At 35.9% G+C, this 18081-nt stretch carries 20 protein-coding genes; 14 read left to right on the top strand and 6 right to left on the bottom strand.

From position 1 onward, the window contains the following. Positions 1–163: 163 nt before the first annotated feature. Positions 164–1258: an SGNH/GDSL hydrolase family protein gene (locus AC4G3K_RS00855; protein ID WP_491132149.1), complete on the bottom strand. Its 1095-nt coding sequence runs from the start codon at positions 1256–1258 to the stop codon at positions 164–166. A 138-nt stretch (positions 1259–1396) separates the two neighbouring features. Between AC4G3K_RS00855 and AC4G3K_RS00850 the strand changes: the two genes are divergently transcribed. The 9 genes from AC4G3K_RS00850 (at position 1397) to AC4G3K_RS00810 (ending at position 10774) form a co-directional block, all read left to right on the top strand. Next, on the top strand, positions 1397–1570 hold the full coding sequence (locus AC4G3K_RS00850; RefSeq protein WP_491132148.1) for a YjcZ family sporulation protein: 174 nt from the start codon (positions 1397–1399) through the stop codon (positions 1568–1570). Positions 1571–1792: 222 nt separating this feature from the next. Further along, positions 1793–3256 (top strand): NAD(P)/FAD-dependent oxidoreductase, encoded by a 1464-nt coding sequence (locus AC4G3K_RS00845; protein ID WP_491075391.1) that lies wholly within the window; start codon positions 1793–1795, stop codon positions 3254–3256. A gap of 321 nt (positions 3257–3577) precedes the next feature. Further along, positions 3578–3799: a YozE family protein gene (locus tag AC4G3K_RS00840; RefSeq protein ID WP_491075390.1), complete on the top strand. Its 222-nt coding sequence runs from the start codon at positions 3578–3580 to the stop codon at positions 3797–3799. Positions 3800–3921: 122 nt separating this feature from the next. Next, a complete protein-coding gene (locus AC4G3K_RS00835) occupies positions 3922–5676 on the top strand; it encodes a sensor histidine kinase (RefSeq protein ID WP_491132147.1) in 1755 nt (584 codons plus the stop codon). Between the two features lie 314 nt (positions 5677–5990). After that, positions 5991–6689 (top strand): germination protein YodN, encoded by a 699-nt coding sequence (gene yodN, locus AC4G3K_RS00830; protein ID WP_491132146.1) that lies wholly within the window; start codon positions 5991–5993, stop codon positions 6687–6689. A 320-nt stretch (positions 6690–7009) separates the two neighbouring features. Beyond that, the gene (locus AC4G3K_RS00825; RefSeq protein ID WP_491075387.1) at positions 7010–7330 is read left to right on the top strand and encodes a YodL domain-containing protein; all 321 of its coding nucleotides are present in this window, start codon (positions 7010–7012) and stop codon (positions 7328–7330) included. 102 nt (positions 7331–7432) lie between these two features. Beyond that, positions 7433–8137: a purine-nucleoside phosphorylase gene (gene deoD / locus AC4G3K_RS00820; RefSeq protein ID WP_491075386.1), complete on the top strand. Its 705-nt coding sequence runs from the start codon at positions 7433–7435 to the stop codon at positions 8135–8137. Between the two features lie 308 nt (positions 8138–8445). Beyond that, on the top strand, positions 8446–9234 hold the full coding sequence (locus AC4G3K_RS00815; protein WP_491075385.1) for a M15 family metallopeptidase: 789 nt from the start codon (positions 8446–8448) through the stop codon (positions 9232–9234). Positions 9235–9298: 64 nt separating this feature from the next. Continuing rightward, positions 9299–10774, top strand: coding sequence for a S41 family peptidase (locus AC4G3K_RS00810; protein WP_491132644.1), 1476 nt, complete (start codon positions 9299–9301; stop codon positions 10772–10774). 162 nt (positions 10775–10936) lie between these two features. On the opposite strand, the gene AC4G3K_RS00805 is transcribed toward AC4G3K_RS00810, so the two are convergent. Beyond that, positions 10937–11185, bottom strand: coding sequence for a DNA alkylation repair protein (locus AC4G3K_RS00805; protein WP_491075383.1), 249 nt, complete (start codon positions 11183–11185; stop codon positions 10937–10939). A 215-nt stretch (positions 11186–11400) separates the two neighbouring features. Here AC4G3K_RS00805 and AC4G3K_RS00800 point away from each other — a divergent pair, with 215 nt between their 5' ends. Then, entirely contained in the window at positions 11401–11796 is a 396-nt protein-coding gene (locus tag AC4G3K_RS00800; protein WP_491075382.1) for a FixH family protein, read from the top strand. 362 nt (positions 11797–12158) lie between these two features. Continuing rightward, complete coding sequence (locus AC4G3K_RS00795) at positions 12159–12641, top strand: DUF6385 domain-containing protein (RefSeq protein ID WP_491132145.1); 483 nt, start codon at positions 12159–12161, stop codon at positions 12639–12641. 43 nt (positions 12642–12684) lie between these two features. On the opposite strand, the gene AC4G3K_RS00790 is transcribed toward AC4G3K_RS00795, so the two are convergent. Next, the gene (locus AC4G3K_RS00790; RefSeq protein ID WP_491132144.1) at positions 12685–13158 is read right to left on the bottom strand and encodes an Hsp20/alpha crystallin family protein; all 474 of its coding nucleotides are present in this window, start codon (positions 13156–13158) and stop codon (positions 12685–12687) included. Positions 13159–13310: 152 nt separating this feature from the next. Between AC4G3K_RS00790 and AC4G3K_RS00785 the strand changes: the two genes are divergently transcribed. Beyond that, positions 13311–14075, top strand: coding sequence for an SDR family oxidoreductase (locus tag AC4G3K_RS00785; RefSeq protein WP_491075379.1), 765 nt, complete (start codon positions 13311–13313; stop codon positions 14073–14075). A gap of 142 nt (positions 14076–14217) precedes the next feature. On the opposite strand, the gene AC4G3K_RS00780 is transcribed toward AC4G3K_RS00785, so the two are convergent. Beyond that, the gene (locus AC4G3K_RS00780) at positions 14218–15579 is read right to left on the bottom strand and encodes an MATE family efflux transporter (protein ID WP_491132143.1); all 1362 of its coding nucleotides are present in this window, start codon (positions 15577–15579) and stop codon (positions 14218–14220) included. Between the two features lie 155 nt (positions 15580–15734). Between AC4G3K_RS00780 and AC4G3K_RS00775 the strand changes: the two genes are divergently transcribed. After that, positions 15735–15884 carry a DUF2639 domain-containing protein gene (locus tag AC4G3K_RS00775; protein ID WP_491132142.1) on the top strand — a complete coding sequence of 50 codons (150 nt, stop codon included), beginning with the start codon at positions 15735–15737 and terminating at the stop codon, positions 15882–15884. Positions 15885–15943: 59 nt separating this feature from the next. Here the strand turns inward: AC4G3K_RS00775 and AC4G3K_RS00770 are convergent, their stop codons facing one another. Together AC4G3K_RS00770 and AC4G3K_RS00765 are read right to left on the bottom strand one after the other, a co-directional pair. Continuing rightward, positions 15944–16501, bottom strand: a complete 558-nt coding sequence (locus AC4G3K_RS00770; protein ID WP_491075376.1) for a GNAT family N-acetyltransferase — start codon at positions 16499–16501, stop codon at positions 15944–15946. Between the two features lie 278 nt (positions 16502–16779). Further along, entirely contained in the window at positions 16780–17562 is a 783-nt protein-coding gene (locus tag AC4G3K_RS00765; protein WP_491075375.1) for an undecaprenyl-diphosphate phosphatase, read from the bottom strand. A gap of 162 nt (positions 17563–17724) precedes the next feature. Between AC4G3K_RS00765 and AC4G3K_RS00760 the strand changes: the two genes are divergently transcribed. Then, the gene (locus tag AC4G3K_RS00760; RefSeq protein WP_491075374.1) at positions 17725–18048 is read left to right on the top strand and encodes a DUF4870 domain-containing protein; all 324 of its coding nucleotides are present in this window, start codon (positions 17725–17727) and stop codon (positions 18046–18048) included. Positions 18049–18081 lie beyond the last annotated feature (33 nt).

Here is an 18081-nt window from a genome sequence, read left to right as displayed (position 1 = left end):
GCTCTTCGTTATTTTGAATATGGAGTTCTAAGCAAAAATCAATCGGTTGGCTGAATAATAGTAAAGAAGCGGTCTTAAATGCGTGATCTGCTGGTTGTTGTTATTGTGAAGATTATATATTGGAAAAAGGAGTGTCCATTTAAAGACAGCTCCAATAAAAGATTTACTCTTTTTCAATGATTCCGTAAATCCGAATATAGGATTCATTCGTTACATTATTTTTACTTTGAATGCCAGCAGGAATAATTTTCAGTTCATGTGTGCCTTCACTTACGTTATTTTCCAGGTAAATATATCTTTCTTTTTGAAATGGCCACCATGTACTGATGGTGCTATGAAATTGATTATCTATGTAGATATCGGCCATTCCTCCATCCGGACCACGCAATAAAGTGATTCCAACCATTGGCCCGTTAAATTGGTATATTAGGTGATGGTTTTCTTTATTTGAGTACAGGAATGCGGCTTTCTTTATAAATCCCTTATTATGCTTATATTGTTCTTTCATTTTTAACTGGAAATCATCTTTAATCCACTTAGCTGGAGGAAGAATTTCTGTTTTTGGAGTTTGTTTTAATGCACTAAGAGTTTCAAAGGTTTCAGTCGAATATAATTCATATCCTTTACCATTTGGATGGATGGAGTCTTTTGTTAATTCTGCTATGGAAAAGGGGGATTCTTTAAAAACTGTCCGCATATCCACCGTCATGGCTCCATAGTAGTGACTGATTTCCTGAATTGTTTGAGCAAATCCTTCATCTGGTAAGCTACTCTCAATGACGGTTATTACGGTTGCTTGCGGTGCTCTCATCTTAGTTTGTCGAATTAGGTTTTCATACAATTCGGCGAAATCGTCTTTCAGCATGTATTTTCGGTCATTTTCCCCAAATACGATAAAAATCAAATCTGCGTAAGGGGAAATTTTCGTGTTTTGTAATTTATAGATTCCTTCAAATGATGTAGACCCACTTTGAACGATATATTGTCCGCTCATTCTGCTGCCATAGCTTTCTTCCACCCTGTCTTCTAATTGTGAAAACCAGGTAAGTTCAGGTGTTTCTGCGCCCGAGCCTCGACCAATACTATCTCCAATTACTACATAATGAATTCTTTGGGCGTTCTGTAGTTTATTAAATAAGTCCTGTGTTTGGCTTTTACTATAGAAGATGTTGATGTTAAAAAATATGAGTATGCCCACGACTAAGATCATACCGAGAAATATTGCTTGTTTACGCTTTAAAATTAAACTAACCCCCATTATACTTCTCTCTATTCTAGTTTGATGTTACAACGTTCTCCTGAAATTTACAACAGAATTAGGCATATGCACATACCCAAAGGGCGTTTAACACATATAGTGAAAATGTAAGGATGAACTTCTGAAGGAGTGAAGCAAATGTTTTACGGTCAAGATGGTTGTTACGGTGGAGGATATGGATATGGTGGATATGGTTCTGGAGGTTACGGATATGGAAGCGGCTGCGGAGGCGGAGGCGGTTTTGGTTCCGGATTTGCGCTGATTGTTGTTTTATTTATCCTTCTTATCATTATTGGTGCTTCTTTCTGCTGATTGTACTAATTGATAAGAACGGGACGGTCACCCGTCCCTTTTTTTGTTGTAATTTGCGAAAAAATTAACCTATTTTGATTAAAATACTATATAAAATACCTTTATAAACGAATGAAATTCATTATAAATTTATTAATGTTCGTGTTATTAGTTGACGTTACATATTCATTTTGATATAGTTTTCATTGGAAGAAATGCCATTTTTACGGAGGAGATCCTCATATGAAAACGAATTATGATGTGATTATCGTGGGCGCTGGACCTGCTGGTATATTCGCTGCCTACGAATTTACATTAAAGTTACCGGAAGCGAAGATACTCTTAATTGATAAAGGTCATGATATATATAGAAGAAATTGTCCTATATTGCAAAAGAAAATTGTAAAATGTCCACCACCAACTAATCGTAAGAGCTTTGCTGGATGCTTACCTGCCTGTTCAATTACGAACGGTTTTGGTGGTGCAGGGGCATATTCAGATGGGAAATTTAATATCACCAGTGAATTTGGCGGATGGATGACGGATTATTTGCCAAATAATCAAGTTGTTGAACTAATTAAGTATGTGGATGCAATTAACTTAAAACATGGAGCAACTGATACAATTACAGATCCGATGAGTGAGGAAGTCCGTCAAATTGAAAAGCGTGGATACTCCGCTGGTTTAAAACTTTTGCGAGCAAAAGTGCGCCATTTGGGTACAGAGCAAAATCTGGAAATATTAAAAAGTATTTATGAATATTTAAAAGATAGAATTGATATGGTATTCAAAACAGAAGTAGAGGATGTAATCACGGAAAAACAGGATCACCAAATCGTTACAAAAGGAATTTTGCTTAAAAATGGTGAACAAATTTTCTCGGATTACGTCATTGTTGCACCGGGAAGAGATGGATCAATATGGTTGACAGAAATTTTGAAAAAACGCCGTTTTAAGATGACAAGCAATCAGGTGGATGTAGGAGTAAGGGTTGAAACGTCTGATATCGTAATGGAAGAAATTAATAAGTATTTGTATGAAGGTAAGTTTATTTATAATACGTCTGTTGGTACAAAAGTTCGAACATTTTGTTCCAATCCATCCGGACATGTGGTGGTCGAGAATCATTCCGGAATTATGCTTGCCAACGGACATGCCTACAAAGATCCTAAGCTTGGGAGTAATAATACAAATTTTGCATTATTGGTATCACATAAATTTTCCGAGCCATTTGATAAACCTACCGAATATGCACAAGATATATCAAGACTGGCGAATGCTCTTTCAAATGGCGGTTTAATTGTTCAAAAGTATGGTGATATCTTAAGGGGTAGACGGTCTACTTTAAAAAGAATAAAAGAAGGCTTTATAGAACCTACAATGAAAGAGGCGGTCCCAGGAGATTTAGGATTAGTCCTACCGTACAATACAATGAAGAGTTTAATTGAAATGACAGAAGCATTAAATAAAGTTACGCCTGGCTTAGCCTCTGAGCACACTCTGTTCTATGGAGTAGAAGCGAAATTTTACTCCGCACGTCCAAATCTGGATGAGCACTTCCAAACTGATATAGTAAATTTATATGTGGGTGGAGACGGAGGCGGTATTACAAGAGGGCTAGCACAAGCAAGTGCTTGCGGTGTTTGGGTAGCACGTGATATTATCCGTAAAGTTACGGAAGTCAAGGTGGAACCAGCTTTAGTATAAAATGATGAACTTCGGCTTAGCCGAAGTCTTTTTTATACAAAAAATATTGTTAATCTATAAAATTTTATTAAATATAATACGAAAAAGTTTGTTTTCATGTATACTTATTACTGGATGAAACGAAAAATTATCCTTTCAATACATATTTAGCTAAAAATTATCCATATTGTTAACATTTATACATGTTAGATTAAAGGTAAAATAAGATTTAGACAGCTTTCACATAACCGCCAAGTATTTGGGTAAATAATAGCATTATGGAGTTTTTTTAGGTAATATGTATATTGCCTGATTAATGTTAAATGAGTGGAGCGGAAGCAAGTGAAATCTTTTTATCAATTTTTAAACACATATAGGCATGCCCTGGAGAAAAGTGAAATGTCCATTTTTGCTGAAAATGTCTTTCATGATCCAGGTTTTCCTAGAAATTCATCTGACTATCATGAAATAAGCCTTTATTTAGAAATGAATGGTGAATATATATTGGACATGAGCTTATTTGATGATGCCTGGAATTTATACCTTCAGCATATTGGTCAGTAAGTATAGGGTACGATTACATTAAAATCATAGTAACCCTATCTAATTAAAATGTATAATCAATTTTAATAGTATAAAATGAGTTTTTAGCCAATGAATTTTATCAGAAAGAAACAGGTGTTACTATGCCAGTTCGATTACAAACGCGTTTATTATGGTATTCGCTTATTATCTCATCCGTGCCTTTAGTATGCCTTGGGCTTATTTCTTATTCTACCCAGAAAGGGTTAATTGAAAATCAGGTTAGAATGACGTTAAGAACAGCATCCTATCATGCGGCAGATACAACGGATCGATTTATAGATGAGAGAATTAGTGACCTTGCCTACTTAAGTAAGCATTCGGGTATACAGTCGAATCATAAAGCAGATTCCTTACAGTTTTTGAAAGAGTACGTTGAGTCAAAATCGATTTACTCGGGGTATATTTATGTGAATAAGAATGGTGAGGTATACCCTTCAGAAGAGCATAGTGATTTGTCTGCTAATTTCATTACAAGTGAATCCTTTAAAAAATCAAGTGCAGGTATACAATATTTATCAAAAGTATATAAATTTGACCATCAAAAACCTTTTTTTTGGATTAGTACTCCTGTGTATACGAATAATAACGAAATGAATGGAGTATTTGCTCCTACATTTGATTTGTTTTATTTGTGGAAAACCATTGAATCCAATTTAACGCTTGAACGTCAAAAATTTCCTTATAAGGCATTTATGATAAATCATGAGGGCTGGATTGTATCAGAGCAAAATGAAGAAAATATTTTGAAATCAAATTTTCTTAAGGATAATCATTTATCTATTAATGATTTGATTGTATCTGATGAAAACAATGAATTAATTCAATCTGAAGATGGGAAGCAGCTATTTGCAGTTAAGTCAATCAAGACAAGAGCCGATGCACAGGAGCAGTGGTATGTCATTACAGCAGCCAATAAAAAGATTGTATATGCACCGCTATTGAAACTGATAAATGGATATATATTTATTGGATTGTTAATGCTGCTTGCTATTTTGGGATTTGTCTATTACATAACCAGAACAGTGGTTAAACCTGTTGAAAGCATGGCTGAAGGTGTAGAAAGATATACAAATGGAGAGAAATATACTCAGATTGAAAACACATACTATGAGCTAATGGTTCTTAATAAAATGTTTATATCGATGACTGAAACACTTGAGCAACGGGAAAAGGAGCTTCTCAGGACAGAAAAACTTAAATATGTCGGACAACTGGCAGCCGGTGTAGCCCATGAAATCAGGAATCCCATTACAACAATTCGGGGACTTTTCCAATTATTGAGAGATCATCCATACGATGAAAAAGTATTTAAGAATTATATTGATATTATTATAGAAGAGCTTAACCGTATGAATAAAATCGTTGGTGAATTGTTGAATCTCTCCAAACCGTATCAATTAATTTTAAAAAAGTATTCGGTTAATGAGTTGATTGAAGAAATCATTCTGCTGCAAAGAGCAGAACTGAATAAAAAAAATATTACAATTTTAAAAGATATACAATGTGAAGGGACGATTTATACAGATCGAAATCGACTCTATCAAGTTATCTTGAATATTATTCAGAATTCCTGCGATGCAATGGCAGGGGGTGGTACAATCAGTATCTTAACGGATTGTGCGGAAGGTAAAGTGAAATTGACAATACGGGATAATGGACCCGGCATTAGTGAAGTTATTTTAACAAAGCTTGGCACTCCCTTTTTTACTACAAAAGAAAACGGTACTGGACTTGGACTGACTACAAGCATGAAAATCATGGAAGAGTTAAAAGGCTCATTTGAAATAACAAGTGTTGAAGGTGAAGGCACAAGTATTACTCTAACGATACCATCTGATGAAAGCATCTTTTTATAAATAGTGTGAACACCCGATCTGAAAATCCGCTTATTCTTATTACATAGAATAAGCGGATTCTTTTTTTGCTGAAACTTAACCAATATTGAAGGATATTTAACGAGTAATGCCTCCAATGTCAATATAATGTAAAAAAATTATGGTTACAAAGTAGGTTCAGCAAGGCATTGAGGAATTTGGAATTAGCAGATTAATAATTTAAATTTACAGAACTGCCATTAAGAAAATTCAGACAATAGAATTATAGGCTCCCCCTCCATATATGAACTGCATATACTGATAAAAAATTACCCGAACTTCAAGGGGTGGCAGCAATGGGCAAGCATAATAAACCAAAGTTTGCGATTGGAAATTCTGTAGTCATACTGGTTAATGGAATCGTCGGTGTAGTAAAATCTGTTCAAGAATTTAATCAAACCTATGTATATGAGGTTCAAGGTGCTGATGGTGTATTTACGGAATCTTCTTTAATACTTGTAGAAGAATTTGAAGGATTATTATTTGAAGCTGAACAAGTAAACATTGATTATAAGTTCTTTTTTGGTGATCTGGTGCAAGTGAAAGGGTACGGAAAGGAAATCTTTAAAGTCATGGGGTTTCGGACCGAGATTTGGAGATACAAAGAAGAATCTTGGGAAGATATTATATATGAATTATCAAGGATTAATGATAATGAGTGGCTGGAATGCAATGAAGATGATTTGACTTTTCTGGCATATGCCAAGGATGCCGAACAGTTTTTAAAAAAACATGCTCTTAATCAAAAAATGAACGTCAATCATTACAAGAAGACAACAGAGATATCACCCATGCTAAGTTCAAAGAGAAAGAATAACCAGGATATGGAACAAGATGACATGATTAATCATCTTCTCGACATTTATAATGATTATCGAATATTGCTTGATATGTTTGGCGACGATACCTATGGTAAAGTGATGAATACAGCTGTAAAAAAACTGAAAAAACTAGTAGAGGATCAAACCACAAAGGAAAAAAAAGAACCTCATTAATCAAAAAACAGACTTCTCAAACCAAGAGTGGTCTGTTTTTTCATATATAGATTTATTTATGCTGAATTTGAGAATAAATGAGACAATTTCGTCTATAGTTCAGCCAAACTTCGTGAGAATCCAGCCAACCCCCCGATTATTCAGCCAAACTCCGGCAGAATCCAGCCAATCGACAGAACATTGAAAAAAAGCAAAAAAATGTATTAAAAAAGCTCATCTGACTACGAAAATTTTCTTTCGACAAAAATAGAAGTTTTTCATTGCAGGAATTTCTTAAGGGAAGGTGTAAATTTAATAAGAAACACATTAGGAGGGAAAGTATGCTAAAACAAAGAATTTTACAGTGGTCGACTTTGAGAAGAAGAGAATATGAAATCGCCATATTTCAGACCGAACACCCTCGGGAGAAAAAAGGTTATAAACTTGTGTATCAAGGGCAAATCGATGGAGATAACCATACGGATGTTATTAATAAATTGTTTAAGAAATTTAATATAAGAGATATGATACCTGAGAATTATCAAGGGAGAACCATATCAAGCGGGGATATCATTATGATTGGTGATAATTATGAGAAAAAGAGTTATTATCAGCTTCAATCAGGTGGCTGGGCTATAGTGAACCGTCTTTACGTCTGTTAAAATCTGAATAATCCGTCATTTTCTATTTCTTAATGGCTTGTGGTATAGTTATATTTGAATAGAGACAGTATTGTCGTTACATAAAGGAGGAAATATTCAAACATGAGTATACATATAGGAGCTAAAGAAAACGAAATCGCGGAAGCAGTTTTATTACCGGGAGATCCATTGAGAGCAAAATATATAGCTGAAACATTTTTAGACAACCCAGTTTGTTATAATGAAGTCAGAAACATGTTTGGTTATACAGGAACATATAAAGGTAAAAAAGTGTCTGTTCAAGGAACAGGTATGGGTGTTCCGTCCATCTCTATTTATGTTAATGAACTAATGCAAAGCTACAATGTACAAAAATTAATTCGTGTCGGTACATGCGGTGCGATTCAAAAAGATGTTAAAGTAAGAGACGTTATTTTAGCCATGACATCATCTACTGATTCCAATATGAATAAATTACTTTTTGATGGAATAGATTTTGCGCCAACAGCTGATTTTAATTTATTAAAAACTGCCTATGATACTGGTGTTGATAAAGGATTACATCTTAAAGTCGGTAATGTATTTACAGCAGACCAATTCTATAATGATAAAGCCGATCATCAAAAATGGGCGCAATATGGTATTTTGGCGATTGAAATGGAAACAACTGCACTATATACATTAGCTGCTAAATATGGCAGACAGGCATTATCCATTTTGACCGTAAGTGACCATATTATTACGGGTGAAGAAACAACAGCTGAAGAAAGACAAACAACATTTAATGACATGATTGAAGTAGCATTAGACACAGCAATTAAAGCCTAATATTAAAAAATCAAGTAAGCTCTGGTGAAAACCAGGGCTTTTTTTATATAATAGTGCTATTGGTGAATTATAGGATGAATGGTGGTAGGTATAATAAATTGATTTTATAAAAAATAGAGCATACAGCAATCGTTTCATATATACTTGAAAAAGATAAAAGGATAAATGGGATTCGCGCCTAAGAGAATGGATTCATACATACATATAAACAGATTAAGTTGAATGGTCCAATAGAATAATAGCTACGAATAATTCTAGACGAAATAGCTTGGTGGCAGTTAGAGCAAAGAAATTGTGAGGGAAGAGAAATGAGAACAATACTTCTAAAGATGATGATGGCAACAGCTTTATTACTCACAGCATGTGATGGATTACCTACTGATTCGGTTAATTCATCTAATCAAGAGAATGAGAACGAAGCACAGGAAACGAATGGTCAGGAGGAACAGGATAACAGTGTTGAGTTAGGTGCTGATCTATTGAACGATATTAAGGTAGAGGATGGTGTTAACTACATCCAAAATCCAGATAATATACTTGTGTTGGTTAACAAAGAATATAGCCTACCAGTTGGTTATCGAGCAGGTGATTTAGTAAAACCAGATGTGACGTTTTCCTTCTCAGGAGAACATGAAAAACAGTTTATGAGGAAAGAAGCTGCTGAGGCTCTTGAAAAAATGTTTGCTGCAGCAAGTGAAGATGGAGTTGAAATCGCTGCGGTCTCCGGTTTCCGTTCCTATGATAGACAGGTTCAACTATACAATGCAGAAATTGCAGTATCCGGTATCGAACATGCTCAGCAATCGGTTGCGGAGCCTGGAAAGAGTGAGCATCAGACGGGCCTGACGATGGATGTTTCAAGTGCGGAAAATAATTACCAATTGAATAAAGCCTTTGGTTCAACGGCAGCAGGTCAATGGCTTGCGGAAAATTCGGCAGAATATGGCTTTATTATTCGTTATCCAGAAAATGGAGAAAAAATAACGGGCTATATGCACGAACCTTGGCATATTAGATATGTGAGAAAAGAATATGCTACAGATATGAAGAACAGGGACTTGACCTTCGAAGAGTATATCCAGTTGGCAACTGAGTAGGATATAATTTGTGGTTCTGTTATAATATAGATAAATCTTATGGCAGTATAGTTCAGTGAAAGTGGTGAACCAGTTGGATTCAGAGCAAGGACAAGCAAATGAGCCTAAGGGTTATCTAAAGATAAGATGGGTCTATCTTATTTTAGGAGCGGCTTTATTAATTATTCTTAGTGTTATTGCAACACGATACATAGTAAATAGTTCACAACAATCGACATCAGGAATTAAGACTACTTTCAGTGGATCTGAAAGCGATATGGATAAAATCAAGAGTGCCCTGGAAACACTTGAAAATAATTATTTTGAAGAAGTAGACCGAGATAAATTAATTGATGGTGCTATAAACGGAATGGTGGAATCACTTGATGATCCCTATTCAGATTTTATGACACAAGAAGAAGCAGCGAGCTTTCATGAAAGCATTTCATCTTCCTTTGAAGGTATAGGGGCAGAAATAATGTCGGAAAATGATCAAATTGTAATTGTTTCACCGATTAAGGGAGCACCTGCTGAAAAAGCTGGATTAAAAGCAGGCGACATTATTTTAAAAGTAAATGATAAAAGCCTGCAGGGAATGTCATCGAGTGATGCTGTGCTGCAAATCCGCGGAAAAAAAGGAACAAAGGTTAATTTATTGATTCAACGTCCCGGAGCAAGTAAAACAATGGAAGTTAATCTTGTAAGAGATACCATTCCGGTTAATACAGTCTATAAAGAAAACCTGACTGACGAAATAGCCAGCATTCAACTAACAAGTTTTTCTGAAAATACCGCCGAAGAGCTTGAAAAAGCGCTTCGTGAGGTAGAAGAGCAAGGAATGAAGGGGATTGTCCTTGACTTAAGGCAAAATCCGGGTGGTTTATTAGATCAGGCTGAAATCATAGCGAATATGTTTGTTCCTGCTGGTAAAACCCTCTTCCAGGTTGAGGATAGAAGTGGTAACAGACAAGTATCAAAAGCAACAGACACAGGTTATAAGTTTGATTTATCGACTGTTGTTTTAATTGATGAAGGAAGTGCAAGTGCCTCCGAAATAGTGGCAGCTGCGTTAAATGAATCTGCTGATATTCCGTTGGTAGGCGTTAAATCATATGGTAAGGGAACTGCTCAATCTGCCATAGACTTCACGGATAAATCTAATTTGAAATTTACGTATGCGAAATGGCTGACTCCGGATGGTAATTGGATTCATAAAAAAGGAATCAAGCCTGACATCAATGTCAAAATGCCTGATTATGCTAATTTGTCGTTCATTAATCCAGAAGAAAAACTTACAATCTCCACGATGTCACCAGGAGTGGAGAGTGCGGAGAAAATGCTTGAGGCAATCGGATACGATCCAGGTAAAGCAGATGGATATTTTGATGAAGACACAGCTGCAGCGGTTAAAAAATTCCAGAAGGAACATGATTTAAAAGAAACAGGTATGATTCAGGGAGATACCACAAATAAATTAATGACTGAATTAAGGAATAAAATCACAAAAGAAGACCCACAAATTGAAGCAGCTAAGAAAAAAGTGGCTGAAGAAATAAAATAAAAAATCGCTCTCTCCACATTGGAGAGGCGATTTTTTTTGGGCTGGATTCCGACTCAGTATGGCTGGATTCCATTTTTCTTCATTTGTTCATATCTATGTGGGTGGGTATATTAACGGCTTTAAAACACGATGGAAGGCTAACTTGCCATGATATAGACGATATTAATTAAATGAGCGTTCACCAAATGCGATAAATGTCTTTTCGTCTTCTATTAATCCGCAGGCTGCACATTGAATTCTTCTGACAGGCCCATTATAAGGCAAATGGAAAGCATCTAATTCATCATCTGCGTACATTTGGATAATGGTGCCTGATTGGGGATCAAGTTTTACATAAATGGGAGTTTGTTCAATTACATTAAATCGAGATCGGTTCGTTTTACAATTTGGACAACAATATGGATGACTCACATACCTAACCTCCTTTTACTATAGGTTTTGTTACCTATACTTGAAATATACAGATAGAGGAAGAAGAAATAATCAGGACGTTTTAGTTAAATCTAATTGGTACAACAATTATGTATGATAATTCATCATTTTTCATCAATTATACTGGTTTACAATTCCAGTTATGGAGTATGATTAGAAATGAAATGGTGAATCAATAAGGGGATGGAATTGAAGTGTATAAGAAGAATGTATGGTTTATTTTAATATGTATAACTGTGATAAGCACGCTGTTTGGATGCCAATCGAAGAAAGCCGATGAAGAAGTTCCTGCCATGATTGATGTGCATGTAAAAATTTCCCCTGAAAATGCTAAGGTTAAAGAAAATATGCTTTTCGAAGTCACCATAACACAGGGGGATCATAAAGTTACAGACGCCTCATCTGTGGAATTCGAATTTGGGAAGAAGGATGGGGCAGATAAAGAAAAAATTGCTGTTAATCATCAAGAGAACGGCATATATAGTCTCGAAAAGGCATTCAGTCAACCTGGAGATTATTACCTAATTCCGCATGTAACAGCAAGAGGAATGCATGCTATGCCAAAGAAAGAGTTTAAAATTTCTGATTAAACGAATAATAGTTCGTTTAAATCCACCTGTTTGGAGATAATAGAATCCGTAAAATCATCTTATCCTTTACTCAAGAGGTTTTAGGAAAGAGAGACAAAAGTTTAGAAGTATTGTCTGCAATTGAGGATTTAGGAATTAAATCAAATGGTTCAATAGGTTCATAGGTAACTGTAAAAATCAGAACTGACACTTAGTCAGTTTTTTTATATAAGAAGTATGTATTCATTAAATAGAATGTAAAGAAAACAACTAGTTTTTATAAAAACACTTTATTAGTGCTTTATCTATCTTCTTTTTCGGACGATGGGTGCATACATATATAGTTAACTAAGTTATGCACCGATAGAAAGGAATGGTCAATCTTGACAATTCAGGAGAATGATAAAAAGATACTCGACCCATCACAGGTATACAGGTTACATAAGGAAGAAAAGCAATATACAGTTGAAACAAATAATCAAACAGAATTTAAATTAAAAGAAATTACTGGATTGGATGTTGGAGAGTTTACCAGTCGCTCTTTCCAAAGCAGGGCAGATTATGAATTTGTAAATATTAAGAAAGAGTTGTTTTTTAAATCAAGCGGGGATGCATATATCATTTTTGATGTGCATAAACTTCGGTATTTTACGGTAGCAGCGGCAAACCCAAATGATAAAGCACTTTATGTATCCTTATTGGTAAGCCCTGATAATGTGATGTATGCTTCCTTAATTGAAAAGCAAGTAGTTAATCCAGAGAAATTGGAAATATTGGACTGTCATAACAGGCTGAAATACATGAAGGTTGAACTCACCGGTAAAGCGGGGGACAAAGCACTCATATTTTTACAGGGGGAAAAATGAATAACAGTAAAAAAACTGGCCAGCTAATAAAAGGCCGGTTTTTTTACCATTCGGGTATGGAAATTTCAGACAAATGTGATTCATTCAGTTTGAAGAGAATGACTTCCAGTATTTCATCGCGATATGATGATTTAGACCCCTTTTTCTTAACTGGCGCCGGCAATTGAAAGGATTGTTTCTCATTTGGATCCGGAGGCAGGCCGGATAGTAGTAATTTTGTAGACGTATGGTATACCTTAAGGTTTGGTAATTGTTCTTCTTTAATTGAGATTCTAATAAAAAGATAATCATGAGTTTCCAAAATAGCAACGGAAAGTGGTCTTTGTGAACTGGATACTGAATGTTCGTCTGGCTCTTGATTATTCTTAAATTGGTGGTTGATAAATCCTCCTAATTGTTCAGGTGAAAGCATAGAGAATAATTGTTCCATCTGCTTTTCCATACCTGACTGATTAATAAACTTCATCCAATCCGGCATTTGATTCTGGTTTTTAGAAAATAGATTCCACGGTAACAATTAATCACCTCAACTTTTACAGACATATTAGGTTAAGGTACTATATGCGATAAGGGTGATAATCGTTAATGCATTGTAGCTTTTAATTAACGAACTTGTAAGTATTCCATGTATAATACATATAAGAAATACTGCCTGTAGGGGGGAAGAAGTTGACTCGAAAGACAGCTTTAATTACTGGTTCAGCAAGAGGATTAGGCAAAGCTACAGCAAAGCAATTAGCTAAAGATGGGATAAATGTGATAACGACCTATCGAGAGAATCAAGTCAAAGCCATTCAAGATATGAAGGATTTGGCTCAAACCTACAAAGTGAAAGCATATGCTTTACCATATGATGTAACGGTTCGTGAAAACCATCGGGATCTCATCCATAAATGTTATGAGTTATGTGATGGAATTGATATCCTTATACATAATGCCGGTCCATATATGCAGGAACGAAAACCAATGCTGGAGTATACGGATGAAGAATGGGAATATCTCATTAACGGGAATCTATCGAGTATGTTTTACTTAGCCAGTGCGGCTATTCCATATATGCGTGCAAATAAATGGGGCAGAATTATCACAATGGGATTTGATCAATCAGATCATTCTCCAGGATGGAAATATCGTTCGGCTTTTGCTGCAGCCAAAACGGGATTGACCTCATTAACAAAGACCTTGGCATTGGAAGAAGCGGAGTATGGAATTACGGCTAATATGGTTTGTCCGGGAGATATTGTAGATCCCTTTAAGGAGAGCTTTCGTGTGGAGGATGGGGTGGTTTCTGATAAGGTTCCGGTTGGTAGACCGGGAACTGGTGGCGACATAGCACGTGTCATTTCCTTTCTTTGTGCCGAAGAATCCGACTTTATTACAGGGACGGTTATTCCCGTGACGGGTGGGCAGGACGTATTATCCAAAAGCAGATAAGAGACAGATTGAATGACATATTTCTGATGTGTTATTTTTTGTGTTCCTTTGCTGACTATGAATATCAATGCAATAGCTAGTAGAAAAAGTTCGCTTGGATTTTCCAAAGCGAACTTTTTTCTAGTTATATTAGATTAACAGTCTAATTCAAGGTTTGTACGAATTTTCTTTTTTGAACATATAATAACCGGATTGTTAAACCGGTTGCGCCCACTGCTAAGCCTGCAATTAATCCAATCCAGTAACCGAATGCGTCTAAATTCGTGTTATTTGCCAGGAAAATCCCAAGCGGCAATCCAATAATCCAATAAGATATAAGAGACATAAAGAACGTGATATTCACATCTTTATAGCCTCTCAAAGCACCCTGGATTGGTGCTTGCAGAGCGTCTGATAGCTGGAAAAAGATTGCATAAATCAAGAAATGTGCTATTAATGATGCTACCGCAGGGTCGTTCGTGTAAAGAAGGGCTATATAATCTCTGAAAATAAATAAGAATATCGCATTGATTCCCGCAAAACCAACCGCACATAAAACTCCGAGCAACGTATATTCTCTTGCTGCTTTATAGTTTTTCGCACCTGCCTCATGGCCGACAATGATGGTCAATGCCATCGCAAAGCTTAATGGTACCATATACAAGAAGGATGAGAAGTTCATGGCAGCCTGATGGGATGCTATGGTGATGGTATCATAGGAGCTCATAGCCAACGTAACCGCTGCAAATATGCTGGTTTCAAAAAAGATGGACATACCGATTGGAAAACCGATTTTCATTAAACCAAGCCATTCCATGAAAGCGGGGATTGGCCAAGATTTTAAAATACCAAAACCGGAAAAAGGCTGTATCCTCATAATCATCACTGCTGCAACCAGGGCTATGACCCAATAAGTAATAGAAGCAGCAATCCCAGCACCAATACCGCCAAATGCCGGGACACCTAATTTTCCATAAATAAACATATAGTTAAGAACGATATTGACAGGGATGGCTATAAGGGTAATTAACATCGAAACATGGGTCTTGCCAAGTGCGTCTATAAAAGACCGCAGGACATTATAAATCATAACTGGTAAGATTCCAAATGCCAGAGCGACTAAATACCCATGTGCAATTCTATATACATCCGGCTCAAGGTTCATACTTGTTAATAACGGTTTTAGTACCAAGGCACCTGCACCAATCAGAATAAAGGACATCACGGCAGCTACATAAATAGCCTGCGTAACGGAGTAGCGAATTTTATCGGTTTTTTCTTTAGCACCAATCAGATGGGCCACGATTGGTGTAACGCCTAATAAAATCCCGGCAAATCCATTATAGAATGGACTCCATATAGAGGTGCCTATCGCTACTCCTGCTAAATCTTCAGGACTGGCTTTCCCGGACATAAACGTGTCAAAAAAGCTGATAGCAAACAGACCCAGCTGTGTAATTAAAATCGGGAAGAAGACCGTGATAATTCTAGAAAAATTATTCTTTGTAAAAATAGATAAATCCATTTGAATGCCTCCGCACTTCGTATGTATGACAATGAGAAAAATTATACCACAAGTGATTCTAAATAAGACAGGTATTATAATGTTCCTATGCTATGTCATAATTAGTAAATTCACTCATATATTTGGTTAAGAAATTAGTGAAGTGGAGGGACAGAATGGCATACACAGGTTCGAAGAGCTGGTATGTTGCCAAGTTGAAAGAACTGGGAATACGAACGCATCCAATAGAAAGGAAGAAGCTGGAATTATATAAAACGTATATCCTTAGGAAATTATACGTTCAACAAGTGCAGTCAAAAAAATAAATTGAAGCAGGAAAAAAAGGTGTATGCCCAGTCTATAAAAAACGGGCATAACACCTTTTTTAAGCTTCTTTTAGATCAAATACAGAAACCTCTGTTGGTTGCCGCATTTGAGATAAAGTAAAGTGGTCCTTTGTTATCTCAAATAAATCAAACAAGTGCCCTCCAGCGTTAATTTCTTCATACAAAGCCTTTCGATTTTCATTTGCAAGCATTGTATAAGGCATCTTTTGGGCTGCTTTCAGAGATCGGATGTTTTCTTTTCTGATTCTGAGAAATACAGTTTCAATATCGAGCTCAAAAAACAGTTCTTCAAAGAAGTGCTGTTTGGCTAATTGATTATATCCCTTGCCATGATAAGGTTTCCCTAACCATGTACCTAAAAATCCAGCCTGATCGGATACATCGTAAAGTGTAATGGTGCCAATCGGATTTCCCCACTCATCGATAATGGTGCGTGAAATCAGTTCGCCTCGCTCTTCAGCTTCGATCATTTGTTTAGTAAGAAAGAGATATTCTTCATATTGATGCGTTTTATGGCGCACATAAGGGAAGACATCGGGGTGAATCATTAAATCAAACAATACAGGACAATCAGATAAATCACGTTTTTTCAACATACAGATCCCTCCGTATGAGGGCAGCCGCTAACTGCGATTTCCCCTCGAAATTTTTTAATGTAATATCAAAAAATTTCGGGGTGGGAATCGAACCCACTAGGACCATTTCTGGTGGCGCACCATTTGCCTTCCCTAATTTTTGCTTATACGATTAGTAAAAATAAGTATTTCTGAAAGTATCATACAAGATTTTTTAGTAAAATGATACAGTTTTTTTTCGTCATTTTTTGAATAATTTTTATTCGGAATTTTCCCTCAACATGTTACTGGTAAAATGATTAGAATATATTCATTTTCTGAAGTAATATTATGACAATACCCAAGGTAATAACATAGATGGCAAATGGTTTTAATGAGTGATTTTTAATGTATTTAATCATCCAGGCAACAGCAAGATACCCAAAAAAAGCAGAAAATATAGTGCCAAGTAATAACCCTGGAAACGATATGGCTTCAATAGGTCCTGTCAGTAAATCCTTTCCTTTAAATAATATTCCTCCAAATATGACGGGAATGGATAAGAGGAAGGAGAAGTAAGCCGCAGTTTCTCGATTCAGTCCGCTAAACAATCCAGCAGCTATGGTAAAACCGGAGCGGGAGATGGCAGGAAATATAGCGGCTGCTTGGAAACTTCCAATAAATAAAGCTTGTTTATATGTCATACTCTCTAAATTTTTATCTTGTTTGGGCATAATATCTGCATACCATAAAACCAATCCTGTTATAAGGAATTCCCAGCCCACCGTAATTCCAGATTTCGAAATGCTTTCAAAATAATCATTAAAGAGCACACCTGCCAAAACTGCAGGGATTGTTCCAAGCAGCAAAAGGAACATCAGTTTAGAAAATGGCTTTTTAATAAGTTTGACAATTTCATGCCAATAAAAGACGAGTAAAGCAAGAAGTGTACCTGTATGCAGCAATGTATCCAACAATAATCCAGCCTCGTCTAAGCCGAATAAATGCCTTCCCAAATATAAATGACCAGTACTGGAGATGGGGAGAAATTCAGTCAAACCCTGGATGATCCCAAGTACAATTGCTTTCCATTCTTCAAACAAATTTACCAGCCTCCCTCTTGCAGGTTCCAATTTCCAATTATGGACTTGTCTATGTATATGTATAGAGTGTATGAGGTAATGAAAGAATTCATGAAAGTTTTGAAACCTAAGATGAAATCACAACGTATAAAATGATATAGAGTCAACAGGAGGTTTAAACAAGTGCAAGATACTAATGATAAATTATGGGCAATGACAATTTACCTCAGCAGTTTTTTCTTTGTTCTGATTGGCCCACTGGTTATATGGTTAATTAAAAAGAACGATTCTGATTTTATTGATTATCACGGGAAGGAGTATTTTAACTTTTTAATCAGTTACACGATTTACACCTTTATAGCATTTATATTGATGTTTATCGGAATTGGTTTTATCCTTGCATGGCTGATTGGTATTTATGTACTGGTATTTACCATTGTTGCGGCAGTAAAGGCTTATTATGGTCATTATTATCAGATCCCGTTAACTATTCGAATCATCAAATAAAATTCTTAAGAAGACTTCGGCTTTTTTGCCGAG

The organism is Bacillus sp. z26 (genome assembly GCF_058313635.1).
Note: the sequence above shows the minus strand (reverse complement) of the source record. Positions and strands in the feature narration are given on the sequence as shown.